We start from the raw sequence: 15,407 nt of genomic DNA on the forward strand, positions 1-15,407 counted from the left end.
TATGTTCCTTTATTTTTAATTCTAAAATAGATTAGCTGACTGGGGCATGCATCAACTGAAATGTCCCTTGTCGCCTATCAATTTTTTTGTCACGTGGTGATGAGCCTGGATAGGAAGCTCAAAGTCCTTTATCTCGTCAACGATTTCCCCGTCTGCCATGACCAAAATCCGATGGCAGAGAGCGTAGCTCAGCTTGAAATCATGCGAGATGAAAAGATAGGTCAGCCGGTATTTCTCCCACAAATCATATAGGAGGCGTAACAACCTTCCCTGAACAATGGGATCCAGACCGCTCAGAGCCTCATCAAAGATAAGAACATCTGGCTTTAAGAGTAAGCCGCGGGCGATACAAATCCGTTGGAGCTGGCCGCCACTGAGCTGGCGCGCTGGCTGAGTCAGATAGCTTTTATCCAGACCGACGTCTTCTAGAATGGCTTCTATCTCTTCTCTAGCCACATCTTTTGGCAGAGCCTCTGTCAAGACCTGCTCGACTGTAAAGTGTGGATTGACTGAATGGAGCGAGTCCTGAAAAACCAGCAGAATTCTCACGCCAGACTTTTTGACTGAGTAGGGCTGGCCATCCAGTAAGACCTGTCCTTGACTGGGCTTTTCTAGACCAATCAGCAATTTAGCCAGCGTGCTCTTACCACTGCCGCTCTCGCCCATCAGACCGATCATTTCACCCTTCTGGACGGAGAAGTTACAGTCTCTGACAACCATTTTACCATCGAATTTTTTAAAAACATGTCTACATTCCAGCATCTTGTCTCACCAACCGTTCGTATGGATTTCCTAAGATAAGGTCTTGGCTATAGGACTGCGAAGGACTTTCGAGGAGCTTAGCAACCGGCCCTTCCTCCATGATAGCCCCCTGATACATGACAAGCATCTTGCCTCCCAGCTCCCGCGCCAAATGATAATCATGGGTCACTGTGATGAGGGTCTTGCCTTTAGCTAACTGCTCCTTTAAGATGAGAATAATCTGCTCGCGATTATGGATATCCAGCGCCGAAGTAGGCTCGTCCAAAATGATGGTCTCTGGCTCCAGGCAAAGCAAGATAGCCAGCATGACCCTCTGCAACATACCGCCGCTGAGCTCAAAAGGATATTTCTTCAAAAGCTCTTCCGGCTCTCCCAGTCTGACTTCTTTCATAGAAGCTACTGCCTTAGCCAGACAAGCGCTTTTTGAAATCTTGCTATGGCTGCGCAGGGTTTCCCAAAAATGGCTTTGAATGGTCTGAAAGGGATTGAACATAGCCATCGGATTTTGAGACATATAGGCTACTCGGATCCCCCGCAGCTGCTGCCAGTCCTTGAGAGAATTGCGCTCTAGAGACAGGGAGTCATAGTGAACTTCTCCTTGCATGCTCAAGGATGAAGGCAGTTGGCCAATCAATATCTTGGTTAAGAGGGTTTTACCAGAACCACTCTCCCCAATGATGACCAGAGATTGACCCGCCTCTACTTCAAAGCTGATGTCCTGCAGTATGGTCTTTCCCTCAATCTGGGCTGTCAGTTGCTTTACTGCTATTTTTTCCATATCTGTTTCCAGCCTTTCTCTTCAAAGCATTCGGCAAATAGATTAAAGGCGACCACAGTCAGAAAGATAGCCAGTCCGGGCGCCAGCATCATCCAAGTTGCCGTTTGAAAATGGCTTCTAGCATCATGCAGCATCATACCCCACTCGGTAATGTTGGGCTGGACACCGATTCCCAGAAAGGAAAAGCCAGAAATCATGAGAATGATATTCCCGATATTCATCAACACAATAATCAAAATAGGCTTGTATATAAAGGGCAGGATATGAGTTTTGAGGATATGAATCTGAGAGAGTCCCATGGTCTGGGCAGAAATGACATAGGCTTCCTCTTTGGCACTCTTGACTAGATTGGCCGTTACCCTTGCATAGTAGACCCACTCTATGATGACAATGGCTAGAATCATATTGGTCATTCCTTGGCCCAATATCCCAACAGTAGCTAGCGATAGCAGGAAGCTAGGAAAGGCGGAAATAACATTTGCAAACCATAAGAAGGTCGCTTCCGCCTTTCCCTGGTACCATCCGATCAGCAAGCCGACTGTTACACCGATGACCACTTCCAGCAGACTGATAGTCAAAGATAAAAAGAGGGAATAACGAGCCCCGTGCAGCAGACGAGACAAGACATCTCTGCCCAGCTGATCGGTTCCCAGCAGATGAACAGCGTCAGGTGCCATTAGTTTGTTTGAGATCTCTACTTGCTGGGGGTCGAAACTCGATAGATAGGGAGCAAAGAGAGCGCAGATAAAGAGGACCAGCAAAATGACACTTGAAAAAATAAATCGTTTAGACATTGCTCCTCCTTTTTCTGACTCTAGGGTCTATCCAGAGCGGCAGCTGCTGGGTTAGAATGTTATTTCCCAAGAATAATAGGCCAAATAAAAGCATACAGCACTGGATGATGGGCAGGTCCACAGACTGGAGCGCATCTACAAAGAGGGAGCCGACACCATTCCAGGAGAAGACTTCTTCGACAATCAAGGAACCTGTCAGGAGATAGACCAAGGTCAGGCTCAGGCCTGTCGCAATGGCTGGCAGGGAATTTCTCAAGAGATGATTCTTGACCAGGAAGAACTTGCTGACTCCGCGCAGGAGGGCATTTTCGACATGGACACTGTTCATCTGCTCCAGCACAGCCTTGCGGATCAAAGCGGTATACTGGCCAATCAATGACATACTGAGGGTCAGACTAGGAAGAATCAAGCTGCTAAAATCCTGCTTGCCCGAAACGGGCAGCCATCTGAGCTGAACAGCAAAAATCACAATCAGCATGTAGCCTAACCAAAAGCTAGGCATGGAAACGCTGGAAAAGGATAGAAAACGAGTGACCTTATCAAAGAGAGAACCCTTGTAGACTGCACTAAAAATTCCCAAAGGAATAGACGTAAGCAAAATGAGACCAAAGGAAGTCAAGCCCAGAGAAAGGGTCGACTGGAAACGTTCCAGCACCAAAGGCAGGACAGGAACCTTTAATAGATAAGACGTCCCAAAATCCCCACGAAGGGCCTTAGTCAGCCAACCTAGATACTGCTGGGGCCAAGGCTGATTGAGTCCCAGATAATCTCTGGCTTTTTCCAAGGATTGAGGAGTCACTTGAATCTTAGATACCCTTAAATAATTTTCTGCTTGATCAGCCGAGGATAGCTTGGCCAAGAGAAAGGTCAATACTGATATCATCAATAGGGCAGCTAGGAAAGAAACTATTTTTTTAAATAAATCTTTTTTCATAGTCTTTAAAAGAAAAGGGGCGGCTGATAAGCTTTTCGCTTAGCAGCACTACTCCCTTTGTATTAAAATTTGCAGTTATAAAGCCAGTTTTTATTTTTTCTCAATATAGCGCAGTGGGAATGCATTTTCTTCTGGGGCAAAGCGCATGCCATCGATTTCTCCCTTGCGGTAAACGGAAACAACGGATTGGTAAGTCAGAGGGATATAGATAGCTTCATCATGGAGCATGGTGAGGACTTTCTTGTAGCCTTCATCGACTTTTGCCTCGTCTGGTTCGACCAGAGTCGCCTTGATAATTTTATCAATTTCTGGCTTAGATGGCAGAGCTTCTAGGGAAACATTTTCTGGGTGACCATGGTCTGCTGGTGAAGTCAAGGCAGTCATCCAAGCATGCGGATCCCACGGTGCTCCCCAAGAATAAGTCAACATCAGGTCAAAGTTTCCTGTCTTGGCATTTTCCCAGTAGTCATCTTCTTCCATAGCTTTAAGCTGAACGTCGATTCCGATTTTCTTCCATTCACCTTGGAAGTACTCAACCAAGTCCTTGTCTGTCGCCTTAGAAGAGATATAAGGAACATTTAGGCTTAATTTCTTGCCATCTTTTTCACGGATACCGTCAGAACCTTTCTTCCAGCCTGCTTGATCCAGCATCTTTTCAGCCTGCTTGATGTCGTAGTCATAGGGAGTCAGATTGGCATCAGAGTGTGGGGTAGACTTAGAGAAGATGGTATCAGCTGGTGTTTCTGTTCCGCGGAAAATGTCTTTCGCGATAGACTTCTTATCAACCGCATGGTTCATAGCCTGACGGACAGTCTTGTCTTTGAAGATTTCCTGCTTGGCATTCAAGAGCATGAGGCGGCTGGACATTGGCTGAGATACGTCTGTCGTGTACTTGTCATCCTTGGCATACTTGGCAAAGTTATCCAGACCGATAACGCCATTCCCATAGATCAAGTCAACATTGCCAGACTCAAACTCAAGAGCACGGGTTTGTGGATCTGGAATAATCTTGACTGTTACTTCTTTCAGTTTAGGCTTTTCACCCCAGTAATTTTCGTTACGGGTAAAGGTGATGTACTCGTTTGACTTCTTGTCTTTGACAACCCATTGACCGGTTCCGATTGGCTTTTTGAGATTGTCCTTGGTCGTGTCGTCTCCGTCAGGGAAGGCAGCATCAGCTATGAAGCGAATCGGACGAATCATTGATAAATCATAGAGAGTTGCACTGTAGGCTTGTTTGAGCTTAATCTCAAAGGTATGCTCATCTACAACTCGATAGCTTTCCAGCTGGTTGGTGAAGTCAAACCAAGTGTGGTTTTTCTTATTTTCCTCTGAAAAGACGGTATCAAAATTCCGTTTGACATTCTCAGCATTAAAGTCAGAGTCGTCTGAGAACTTTGCCTTTCTCAGCTTGAAGGTATAGGTTTTACCATCTTCGCTGATATCCCAGCTTTCAGCCAAGGCTGGCTCGATTTTTCCATTGTCACCGTAGCGGACTAGGCCTTCATAGACCATATCCTGAATGACAAATTGGTCTGGATTGTAGCGGTGAGGATTGACATCCCCAAAGTCTTCTCCCCAGACCATGGTAAGTTTGTCTTTCTCATTGGCTTGTTTGGAAGAGTTTGAGTTTTGCTGGCAGGCTACCAAGAATAAAGGTAGCAAGAGGACAACTAATAAAAATAGTTTTTTTCTCATTTTTATTAAATCACTTTCTTGTATTCATATTTTTTGTTTGCAGTCCCAAGAGATAAGGGAATGCAGTTTATGTTTTTTTGATGATTAACTCATGCGATTGTACTTGCTGTTGAGAGCGTCTCCGAACTTGGTAAAGAGGAGAATGGTCAAAATCAGCAAGATACAAGGGAAGACCACAATCCAAGGGGCTTCCTGAATGTAAATCCGGCCGTCATTTATCATGGCTCCCCACTCAGGCGACGGTGCCTGAGCTCCCAGACCGACAAAGCTAAGACCAGCAATTTCCATGATAATGGTACTGATGTCAAAGCTCATGGTCGTCAGAATCTGAGGGAAAAGGCTGGGGAAATAATAGTTTTTCAGAGTCGTCCAAAAACTATTGCCATACATTTTCGATGACTGGATATAGGGTTCATTTTTCAGCTGCAGGGTCATAGAGCGCATCAGGTAGGCATACTTGGTCCAGGCCGTTAGGCAGATAGCGATAAGGGTTTGCTGGAGACCGATGCCCAAGATACTGACAATGGCAATGACCAAAATGATAGATGGGAAAGACTGAAAAGCCGTGATAAGCAGCAAGATGAACTGGTCGAATTTCCCGCCGATAAAAGCGCTAGTCACCCCGATAAAGGAGCCCACCGCCGCAATCAGCATCAGAATCATCAGGGCTGGCAGGACTGTTTCCGCACCTCCGCTCACAGCACGTGCAAAGACAGACCGGCCTAGAGCGTCCGTTCCGAACCACTCACTGCTGCTCGGCCCTTGCAGGGCTTGGCCCAGATTGACCTTGGTCAAACTGTCACCCAAGAGATGAGGGGCCAAGGAGGATAGGATCAGAGCCAGGACGATGAGACCGCCCAAGACCAAGAGTTTTCGATTGATTTTCTTATCCATACGAACCCTCCTTGCTTGCTTTTAATTTCTTCGTGCGTGGCAGCAGTTTGGAATTTTCCTGAGCCAGTCGGACGCGAGGATTGAGCCAAACCGTAAGCAGTTGAAAGACTAGATTTACAGTCAAGACCCCAGCTGTGATAAAGAGGACCGCACCCTGAATGAGGGGATAATCCCGCTTGGCAGCTACGCCAATGAGCATCTTACCGATGCCCGGCCAGGAAAAGAGATGCTCAATAATAGCTACACCACCCAAGAGCGAGCCAAGAGAAAGGCTGACTAAGGTGAGAAGAAAGGGCAGGACATTGTAAATCACGTCATGCAGCAGAATATGCCCCTCTCGAATCCCCCGACCACGCGCACCTTCGACTTCTGGCGAATGCAACACTTCTATCAAAGCGGTCCGCAGCTGCGGAATATAGCGAGTGGACATGATCATGGCCAGTGTTATGACTGGCAAGACTAAGCCCAGCTCATTGGCCGTTGCCTGAATGGGAAGCCAGTGCAGCTGAACAGAAAAGATCAGAATCAGGATAATCCCCATAACAAAGCTAGGAATGGCATTCAGAAAAGCCAGACCTGCCATCAAGAAGCGGTCAACCGGCTTTCCAGCATGGTAGGATGTGTAGAGAGCTGTCGGCAGGGAAATTCCCAGAGTCGCTAGCAGGGTATAAAAAGCTAGGTAGACTGTATTTGGAAAATAGAAAACCAGCTGCTCCCAGACCGAAGCTCCAGAATTATAGGTCACACCAAAGTCACCATGGACAATCCTGCCCAGCCAGGCCAGATATTGCTCCATAAAGCTGCCATTCAGTCCCATCTCTACCCGCTTGATTTCCAGCAGTTCCTTGGTAAAAGGAATGCCCTGAGCGTTGAGGATGCTCTCAGCCGGATCTCCTGGTGCTAGATAAACCAGTAAAAAGGAGATAAAGCTGACGCAGAGCAGGATGAGGACGAATTGCAGAATAGTTTTGATAATAAATTTAATCATGCGCCTCCCTTTCAGATGTCTGGTAGCTTCCAGGTTTCTTGCTAACTACAGCCAACAGCACTTCGCCTTGGTGGACGACCAAGGTCGCTTTCTGGTAGAGGACCAGACCGTCTTCCTTGGCAGTCACCTTTTCTAAAATATTGCCATAAATATCACAGATTTCACCGATGACCTGACCAGCCTGTACTGTTTGATTGGGCCGGACAAAGCACATCCAGCAGCCCGACCTCTGGCAGGTCAGATAATAACTATCGTCAAAAATCAGCGGCGCCTGCTTATAATAGGGCATAGTCCCTTCAAAAAGATAGCGGGCGACTTGCTTGACCGACTGCTTCATAGCCAGCACATCCTCTGGGAGACAGGTGCCGTTTTCTCCCTGCTCCAGCAGGATACTGGGCAAACCATAGTCTACTGAGGCGGCGTGGTAGAGATTGCCGCGGTCCTGAGATTGATAGATAATCGGTGTCCCAGAAGCCTGCAGCATCTGATAGGACTTTTCAACTACCTCTGGATTCGCCCGCAGAGAGTAGTATCCATGCGGTGTCAGCAGTTCTTCCCGATTGCCACTGTGCAGGTCAATCAGGAAGTCACTGACGCTAAAGACTTGGCTCTCAATCACAGACCGAATCTGATAGCTGAGGCTGGAAACCGGCTCTTGATTCTGAAAAATCCTGTTCAGATTGAGGCCGTCCTCAGGCACAAGTGTCGTCTCCCGAGCCCAGAAGCCGCTAACATTGACTGCATGCAGGAGGAGGACAGAACCATCAAAGCTAAAGTCCCACTCATGCGCCAAGTCCATCAACGCCTTGACCCCGACATACTCGCAGCCATGCACTGCAGCACTGATGGTCAGCAAGGGCTGGGTGGCTTGTCCTTTGAGCAGGGTGTACTGGATAGCCAGCTCATCCGTGATAGGCAGACTTCCTTGATAGCTGCTGCATGGAGCCATAGAGTCTAGTTCTTGCTTAATCCTCATCTTTATCCTCCCTGTACTGACTGAGTAGGAGCTTGGTATAGTCACTCTTGGGAGCAGAGACGACCTCTCGCATGCTGCCCTTCTCCTGCACGATTCCGTCCTTGAGGACGACCAAATCTTCCGCAAAATTGCTGACCAGTGCGATGTCATGAGAGATGAAGAGAAAGGAGGTCTGCGAACGCTTCTTGATATCTGCCAGTAGCTGCATGACTTCATACTGAACAGTCACATCCAGGGCACTGGTGATTTCATCGCAGATGAGCACATCAGGATTAATCAGCAGGGCACGGGCAATAGCTGCCCGCTGACATTCTCCTCCGCTCAGCTGATGCGGCAGCCTCTGGGCAAGCTCAGGTGTCAGACCGACCGAGGTCAACAAGTCACAGATAGCTTGCTTCCTATCTGACTGCTGATGATAGAGAGAGAAGTTTCGACAGACCTCTTCTAGGCTCTGCTGAATGCTGCGCTTGGGATGAAAAGTCGACTGGGGCTGCTGGGCAATATACTGGACCCGAGCATAGTATTCCCTATCCTTGTAGTCATAGACTGGTTTGCCCAGTAGAGTCAGCTTCCCTTGGTCCGGCTTTAAAAAGCGGCAGATGAGTTTGGCAATGGTACTCTTACCAGAGCCTGACTCTCCGACCAGCCCTAAAGCCTGTCCCTTTTCCAAGCTAATGTCAATATCAAATACACCGATTCTCCGCTCGCCTATCTGACTGTACTCGTAGGTCAACTGGCGACCGACTAATACTTGATTCATAGCTGCTCCCCTTCTCTAAACTCTGCCAGCTTGGGTACGGCCTTCAACAATTTCTGGGTATAGACCTGCTCAGGATGGCGAAGAACTTGATGGGCTGGACCACTTTCGACAATCTGCCCTTCTTTCATGACGACTACTTTTTGCGCTAGATGCTCAGCTACGCTGATATCATGTGTGACAAAGAGAATGGCCATTTTTTCCTCCTGATGAAGCTTGCTCAAGAGATCAAGCAGCTTCATTTTCGACAGGACATCCAGAGCGCTAGTCGGCTCATCAGCCAGCAATAGTTTGGGCCTGCTGGCTAGAGCTAGCGCTACACCGACCAGCTGCATCATACCGCCACTGAGCTCGAAAGGATACTTATTGACGACTTTTTCAGGCAGCAGTCCCACCATCTCTAGACATTCCTCCAAGGGACGGAGATTTGCTGCTTGCTGGCCCTGATTTTTCACCAAGTCCTGATAATGCTTTTTGATCTTACGACGGTTATTGAAGCTGAGACTGGCATGCTGACTAATCCAGGCCACTTCTCGGCCTACAAAAGGCAGATAAATGCGATGGTTCTGGGGATGAATCTTCTGCCCTTCAAAGACCATACTGCCCCCTGCTACTGTCAGCCCCCTAAGAGGGAGGCCCAGCAGCATCTTGAGCAGGGTAGACTTGCCACTGCCACTCTCGCCCACAATCGAAAGGGACTCCCCCTCAGCAAGAGAGAGGGAGATCCGATCGAGAATGACTTTATCTGCTGACTGCACCAGCAGATCTTTCATTTCCAGCATGTTTTATTCCTTTGATAGTTTGTTACTGACGTGATAGTAGTCTGTTGGATGGGATTCCAAACCAGAGACGGACTTGTCCATTACCAGAGCGACCTTGAAGAAGCCGATAATGGTAAAGCCATAGTCCTTGTCCATGATTTCTTGGATTTCCTTGCTGAGCTGATTGCGCTTAGCTGGATCAGTTTCAGTCGCCAACTCTTCGATTTTCTTATCCGCTTCTGGATTGCTGTAGTGACCGATATTGGCTGTACCATTGGTCTCAACGGCACTGTTGAAGAAGGCATATGGATCACCGATAGGAGCTGCTACCACCGCGTAAGGTGTGAAGGCATAGTCCTTTTCACTGGCAACGGCACTGACTTCAACTTTCTTAATAGTCGCTTCGATTCCGACTTCCTTGAGCTGTTGCTGGCTTGCTTCTACAGCCAGCGGCATTTCAGGCAGACGAGTAAAGGACAGCAGCTCAATGCTGACTTTTTGACCGTCTTTTTCACGGTAGCCATCGCCGTCAGTATCCTTGTAGCCAGCTTCATCCAAGAGTTTCTTAGCCTTGTCTACGTTAAATTCATGGACGCTCTTTTGCAGGGCAAAGGCAAAGCTAGTAGGGAATGGTCCAACAGCTGGCACAGCTGAGCCTTTAAAGAGGGATTCTGCATAGGTCTTCTTGTCTACCAAGGTATCTAAAGCCTGACGGAACTTGTCATCTGCTACGTAAGGATTTTCGAAGTTATAATAGTAAGCTAGGTAGCGGGAACCTTCTACTTCAGAAATTTTGTAGTTCTTATCGGAAGCATAGGTGCTTAGATTTGCATAAGGCAGACCATAGACGGCATCGACTTCCTTAGACTTGAGGGCTGCAGAAATAGCTGTCGGATCAGAAAAGTATTTAATCTTCAGATTAGCAACTTTTGGCTTGCCATCCCAGTAGTCTTCATAAGCCTTGAGCTCTGCTCCGCTCTCAGGAGTGTACTTGGTCACCATGTAAGGTCCAGTTCCGACAGGAGCCTTGTCAGATGCGCTCTTGCCAGTCGTATCAACAATAGCGGAGTAGGGCTCTGCCAAGAGATTCGCCATGATCGGCTGAACAGCCTTTGTCTTGATGGTCACAGTTTGACCTTCCGCAGAAATGCTGTCAATACCCATATCTGATGCTGCCCGTTCGCTTGTCTTAATCAAGCGTTCCAGAGAGGCTTTGACCTTTTCACCGGTCATTTTTTCACCATTTTGGAAGGTCACCTTATCCTTGAGGGTAATTTTCCACTCTAGGTCTGAGACTGCTTCGATTTTCTCAGCCAGCCAAGGTTTTACCTCAAGTTTGTCGTCCATCTTAAAGAGGGTTTCTCCCACTCCGTAACGGACCGTGAACCAGCCATTGTATTCCGCTGCTGGGTCCACATTTGCTGGAAACTGGGTGTAGCCAATGGTTACAGTCTTACTGCCACTATCGCCAGCAGGTTCGCTGGTTTTGCTAGGGTTTACACAGGAGGCTAGGGCTAGGCCTGCCAAGGCTAAAACCATTATTTTTTTAAAATGTTTCATAAATATTCAAATTCCTTTTCTATTTTGTAAACTACTTTAAGACGGTCTGTCCTAGTCAAATCTAAATACGCTTCGCTCTCTGTCTAAGGTGGTTCTATGTCCTGAAGATGAGAGAGCAGACGAGTGAAAAACAAATGATTGCTCATTCTCTGTCCTCTTTGGGGATGTGCTTGTCTTAATCTTTTCCTTCCAGATAGCTTCTAGCATCTTCGACAAAGGCAGTTGGCAAAGCCAGGTCAGCCTGCAGCTCATCGCGATAAGCTCGGATGACTTCTTCCTCTCGGCCGGAGACAACCTTTTCAGCCCAGTCTGGGTCTAGGAGCAGGGCCTTGCCGAGGGCAAAGAGCGGAATCCCCGCATCCAATACTCGCTGGGCATCCTGCTTGGTCTTTATCTGACCGACACCAATAAGGGGTACTCTACCATTAATTTTTTTGATAATTTTCTGAATCACTGGCTCTGAGTCCTGAGAATCTCTGATAGACGAACGCCAGACGTCAGAGGTCGAAATATGCAGATAGTCCACCTGATGATAGATGAGCTGTTCCAGCAACTGCAGGGTATCATAAAGCTGGATTCCTGGCTCCTCAATCTCTTCTGGAGAAAAGCGGTAGCCAATTAGGAAGGGGCGGTCGGCCTCTTCTTTGACTAGTTGCTTGGCTCTTTTCAGCAAGGTCTTTGGAAAGCGCAGGCGGTTGTTAAGACTGCCGCCCCATTTGTCCTGACGGACATTTGAATGAGGAGAGACAAACTGCTGGATCAGATAGGTATTGGCACCATGAAGCTCGACTCCATCAAAGCCAGCCTGAATCGTCCGTCTGATAGCTGACAGAAAATCCTCTATCACCTGCTCCACTTCAGAATTCTTGAGCGCCCTCGGCTCTGTCAGATAATCGCGCGGAGCCTTGACAGCGCTGGGTGCTACTGGCTGACCGTCAATCAAATCAGGCAGAACCATACGACCACCGTGATAGAGCTGGACAATAGCCAGAGCCCCTTGGTCCTTGATGGCCTTGGCCAGACGGCTAAGCCCCTCAATCTTATCGTCCTCGGCGCCGCTGAAGCTCTCCGCAAAGGACTTTCCCAGAGGATGGACATAGGTACTGCCAGTAATGACCATACCAACCGACCTAGACCGGCGGGCAAAAAAGTCAATATCTGCCTGAGATACATAGCCACCGGGCTCACTCGCGCAGATGGTCATGGGCGCCAAGACAACGCGATTGCGCATGGTCTGACCATTTTTAAAAGTAAATTTATCCTGAATCTGTGTATTCATCTGGTCACCTCTTTCCCAAGATAAATCATGTTGTTTGTTTAAAAAAATAAGCCCTTAGAGTAAGGTCGCCTGCCAAGTCTGGTCCCGCTCTTCCAAGAGCAGCACTCGTCCTTGGGGGACATCAATGTTCCAAAAAACAGCTGCTCGGTCAACCAAATGCTGGTAAATCAATCGAAGGACTCCCAAATGAGCCACTAGAGCGATTGACTCATCAGTAGTATCTAGCAGGCGGTCTGTTGCTGTCCAGACTCTGGTCTGAAAGTCTGAGAAAACTTCTGCTTCAGGAGGCGTGACCTCAAAGGGGGCTTCCAGCCAAGCCTGCCAGACTTCTGGAAACGCCGCTTCAATCTCATCAGCTGTCAAGCCTTCCCATTGCCCAAAGCCCCGCTCGTCAAAGTCGGCTATGGGCTGGACTTTCCTTTCTGGAAAAGCCAGCTGGGCTGTTTCCTGTGTCCGCTTGAGACAGCTGGTGTAAATCACATCAACCGCATGCTCCTGCATCAGCAGGGCCAGCTGCTTGGCGTCCGCTTGGCCTTGCCCGTTGATAGAGACATCATGGCTGCCATAGAAACAGCGCCTGCGGTTGTAGTCTGTCTGACCGTGCCGCATTAGATACCATCTTTTCATCCTAGCACCACCAATCCCAAGAGATAGAGGAGCTGGGCGATTTCGACATAGGCCCCTAGCGTATCGCCTGTGTGGCCGTCAATTTTATTATAAACGAAACGGCGATAGCCGATTGCTCCCAAAAATACTAAGCCATAAGCCAAGAGACCTCTCCAGCTGAAAACCAGCAGAGACAGGAGCAAGGGTAGAAGCTGGGCAAGCAGGATATGACTCGTCTTGCTGCCACTGAAGAAATTCCCCGAGCCGCCGCCTTCTCTGGCATAGCTCATCCGGTAGAGCTGTAGGCTCAGACCTGCCTTGCCAATCATGGTCAGACTGGCCACGATAAACCAGCGAGGCTCTGGCAGATAAGAGTAGAGAACCAGCATCAGAGCATAGTAGAGAATGAGCGCCAGAACGCCATTGCTGCCAATGCGGCTGTCCTTCATAATTTCCAGCATCCGCTCTTTCTTACGAGAGGAGAAGAGACCGTCTGCCGTATCTGCTAAGGCATCTAAGTGAAAACCGCCCGTTAACAGAACATCGAAAGCAAGGGTCAGAACCCAAGCGACCATTCCAGGCAGAACTAGACTCATCAGGAAATAAAATCCTCCTGAAATCAGTCCTAGCAAGAGACCAAAGAGGGTCAGAAAAGGAAGTCCCCGTCGCAGATAGGAAATATCCACTGCCTTTGGAATCACAATTCGGCTAAAAAATTGAGTATAGATAATCAATGCCTTTATCATTTCAACTGCTGAGCGAGGCCGCAGATAACGAGATAAGCCTCACTCGCCTCCTTTGCAATCAGTTGGTTGATTTTGCCCTGCACATCACGGAAGAAGCGCCCTAGTCTGGTCTCTGGGACAATGCCCAGGCCAACCTCGTCCGTTACAATCCAGCACTCAGCATCTGTCTGACGGATTGTAGATAGGAGCTCTTGCCATTCTTCTTCCAAAAGCTGCAGCAGGAAAGACTGCTCCTGACGACTGAGAAAGTGCTCCTCGGTCAGCTCCAGCTTGTCTGGAAAATGCTGACCAATCAAATCAAAGAGGCGGTTGCTGGTCAGAAGGGTAGCACAGTCCAGCAGGTAAACTGGATGCGACTGCTCTCGCAACCAGTCCGCCAGCCCTGCATACTGCTCCTGAGTCGTCCAGGAAGCCGGCCGGCGCTCTTGGTGCAGCCGAATCCGCTCCTGCCATTCTGGATCTTCTCCTCGGGGTAGGCCAGTCGCAATATAGCAAACTCGCTCTCGATCCGCCAACTGCTCCTCCGCAAATGCCGACTTACCGCTTCTGGCACCGCCTGTCACTAACACAATCTTAGCCATTTGCTTCTTCTTTCATTGCTTGAAATGCCCGCTCAAAGGCTGCCAAAGTCTGGTCTAGATCCTCTCTAGTATGGGCACTGGACATAAAGTTGGTTTCATACTGAGATGGCGCCAGATAGATGCCCTCTTCCAGCAAGAGACCGTGCAATCGTGCAAACTGTACATGGTCAGCCGCCTTAGAATCCTCAAAGTTACGGACTGGCTTCTGACTGAAGAAGAAGCCAAACATGGTACCTTTTGATACGACTTGCAGATCAATACTGTACTTATCGGCTAGACTTCGTAAGCCATCACAGAGGTGGTTTGTTTTCTCTTCAATTTCAGCAAAGAGCTCCGGTGTCAGCTGTTTCAGCGTTTCGTAACCGGCCGTCATAGCGACTGGATTGCCCGACAAAGTGCCGGCCTGATAGATGCTGCCCAGAGGCGCCACCTGATCCATGTAGACGGCCTTGCCGCCAAAGGCTGCGACTGGGAAGCCGCCACCAATAACCTTGCCCAAGCAGACAAGGTCTGGCTCTGTCTGATAGAGGCCAACTGCCCCCTGATAATGAGCTCGGAAACCACTCATGACCTCATCCACGATAAAGAGAGAGCCGTATTCCTGAGTGAGGGAGCGAATAGTACTGATAAAGTCCGCATCCGCGGGTATCAAGCCCATATTGCCAGCAACTGCTTCTAAAATGACACAGGCAATGTCGTCTCCGTACTTTTCAAAGCAAGCCTTGAGAGCATCTGTATCATTGTAAGGCAAGGCCAGAGTTTCCCCAGCTGCCTGAGCAATGACTCCGGCAGAATCAGCAATCCCAAAGCTGGCCAAGCCTGAACCAGCCTGAACCAAAAAGGAATCGCTGTGGCCATGATAGCAGCCGATAAATTTGACAATTTTAGAGCGCTTGGTCACCCCACGCGCTACCCGAATGGCGCTCATGGTCGCTTCCGTTCCCGAATTGACCATCCGCATCCTTTCCATGAAAGGCAGACGCTCCTGCACCAGCTGGCCGATGGCAATCTCTCTGGGACTCGGAGCACCAAAACTGGTCCCCTCCCAAATAGCTTCCTCAACTGCCGGCAACACATCCTTAGGAGCATGCCCCAAAATCATGGGTCCCCAAGACAGGACGTAGTCAATATAGCGGTTGCCATCGACATCATGCAGATAGGCTCCGCTGGCTTTTTCGATAAAAAGCGGATGACCACCCACAGCCTTAAAAGCCCGGACAGGACTATTAACCCCGCCTGGAAAGAGCTTTTGAGCCTCTGTGAAATATTGGTTGGAATGTTCTCTCTTCAAGT

At 48.7% G+C, this 15,407-nt stretch carries 16 protein-coding genes; all 16 read right to left on the bottom strand.

Annotated features, from left to right (window positions below):
• Window positions 1-51: 51 nt before the first annotated feature.
• The 16 genes from O3627_RS04850 to hemL all read right to left on the bottom strand — a co-directional run bounded on the left by O3627_RS04850 (window position 52) and on the right by hemL (window position 15,405).
• Window positions 52-762 carry an ABC transporter ATP-binding protein gene (locus O3627_RS04850; RefSeq protein WP_002898229.1) on the bottom strand — a complete coding sequence of 237 codons (711 nt, stop codon included), beginning with the start codon at window positions 760-762 and terminating at the stop codon, window positions 52-54.
• A complete protein-coding gene (locus O3627_RS04855; protein ID WP_125381965.1) occupies window positions 749-1,540 on the bottom strand; it encodes an ABC transporter ATP-binding protein in 792 nt (263 codons plus the stop codon). The genes O3627_RS04850 and O3627_RS04855 overlap by 14 nt, the downstream gene beginning before the upstream one ends.
• Window positions 1,528-2,334: an ABC transporter permease gene (locus O3627_RS04860; RefSeq protein WP_002898231.1), complete on the bottom strand. Its 807-nt coding sequence runs from the start codon at window positions 2,332-2,334 to the stop codon at window positions 1,528-1,530. The genes O3627_RS04855 and O3627_RS04860 overlap by 13 nt, the downstream gene beginning before the upstream one ends.
• Window positions 2,327-3,268: an ABC transporter permease gene (locus tag O3627_RS04865; RefSeq protein ID WP_125381967.1), complete on the bottom strand. Its 942-nt coding sequence runs from the start codon at window positions 3,266-3,268 to the stop codon at window positions 2,327-2,329. Before O3627_RS04865 ends, O3627_RS04860 begins: the two co-directional genes overlap by 8 nt.
• A gap of 90 nt (window positions 3,269-3,358) precedes the next feature.
• Window positions 3,359-4,966 (bottom strand): nickel ABC transporter substrate-binding protein, encoded by a 1,608-nt coding sequence (gene nikA, locus O3627_RS04870; RefSeq protein ID WP_125381969.1) that lies wholly within the window; start codon window positions 4,964-4,966, stop codon window positions 3,359-3,361.
• 84 nt (window positions 4,967-5,050) lie between these two features.
• Entirely contained in the window at window positions 5,051-5,860 is an 810-nt protein-coding gene (locus O3627_RS04875; protein ID WP_023915800.1) for an ABC transporter permease, read from the bottom strand.
• Window positions 5,853-6,848 carry an ABC transporter permease gene (locus O3627_RS04880; RefSeq protein WP_125381970.1) on the bottom strand — a complete coding sequence of 332 codons (996 nt, stop codon included), beginning with the start codon at window positions 6,846-6,848 and terminating at the stop codon, window positions 5,853-5,855. The genes O3627_RS04875 and O3627_RS04880 overlap by 8 nt, the downstream gene beginning before the upstream one ends.
• On the bottom strand, window positions 6,841-7,824 hold the full coding sequence (locus O3627_RS04885) for a M14 family metallopeptidase (RefSeq protein ID WP_125381971.1): 984 nt from the start codon (window positions 7,822-7,824) through the stop codon (window positions 6,841-6,843). The genes O3627_RS04880 and O3627_RS04885 overlap by 8 nt, the downstream gene beginning before the upstream one ends.
• The gene (locus O3627_RS04890; RefSeq protein WP_125381973.1) at window positions 7,814-8,584 is read right to left on the bottom strand and encodes an ABC transporter ATP-binding protein; all 771 of its coding nucleotides are present in this window, start codon (window positions 8,582-8,584) and stop codon (window positions 7,814-7,816) included. The genes O3627_RS04885 and O3627_RS04890 overlap by 11 nt, the downstream gene beginning before the upstream one ends.
• Complete coding sequence (locus tag O3627_RS04895) at window positions 8,581-9,363, bottom strand: ATP-binding cassette domain-containing protein (protein ID WP_125381975.1); 783 nt, start codon at window positions 9,361-9,363, stop codon at window positions 8,581-8,583. The genes O3627_RS04890 and O3627_RS04895 overlap by 4 nt, the downstream gene beginning before the upstream one ends.
• Before the next feature lie 3 nt (window positions 9,364-9,366).
• Window positions 9,367-10,902 (bottom strand): ABC transporter substrate-binding protein, encoded by a 1,536-nt coding sequence (locus O3627_RS04900; RefSeq protein WP_125381977.1) that lies wholly within the window; start codon window positions 10,900-10,902, stop codon window positions 9,367-9,369.
• 175 nt (window positions 10,903-11,077) lie between these two features.
• Window positions 11,078-12,181: an NADH-dependent flavin oxidoreductase gene (locus O3627_RS04905; RefSeq protein ID WP_125381979.1), complete on the bottom strand. Its 1,104-nt coding sequence runs from the start codon at window positions 12,179-12,181 to the stop codon at window positions 11,078-11,080.
• Between the two features lie 54 nt (window positions 12,182-12,235).
• Window positions 12,236-12,808 (bottom strand): histidine phosphatase family protein, encoded by a 573-nt coding sequence (locus O3627_RS04910; RefSeq protein ID WP_125381981.1) that lies wholly within the window; start codon window positions 12,806-12,808, stop codon window positions 12,236-12,238.
• Window positions 12,805-13,533 (bottom strand): adenosylcobinamide-GDP ribazoletransferase, encoded by a 729-nt coding sequence (gene cobS / locus O3627_RS04915; protein ID WP_125381983.1) that lies wholly within the window; start codon window positions 13,531-13,533, stop codon window positions 12,805-12,807. Before cobS ends, O3627_RS04910 begins: the two co-directional genes overlap by 4 nt.
• A complete protein-coding gene (gene cobU / locus O3627_RS04920) occupies window positions 13,530-14,114 on the bottom strand; it encodes a bifunctional adenosylcobinamide kinase/adenosylcobinamide-phosphate guanylyltransferase (RefSeq protein WP_125381984.1) in 585 nt (194 codons plus the stop codon). The genes cobS and cobU overlap by 4 nt, the downstream gene beginning before the upstream one ends.
• The gene (gene hemL, locus O3627_RS04925) at window positions 14,107-15,405 is read right to left on the bottom strand and encodes a glutamate-1-semialdehyde 2,1-aminomutase (protein ID WP_371621301.1); all 1,299 of its coding nucleotides are present in this window, start codon (window positions 15,403-15,405) and stop codon (window positions 14,107-14,109) included. The genes cobU and hemL overlap by 8 nt, the downstream gene beginning before the upstream one ends.
• Between the last annotated feature and the right edge of the window lie 2 nt (window positions 15,406-15,407).

The organism is Streptococcus sp. 27098_8_82, assembly GCF_041431615.1.
GTDB lineage: Bacteria > Bacillota > Bacilli > Lactobacillales > Streptococcaceae > Streptococcus > Streptococcus sanguinis_K.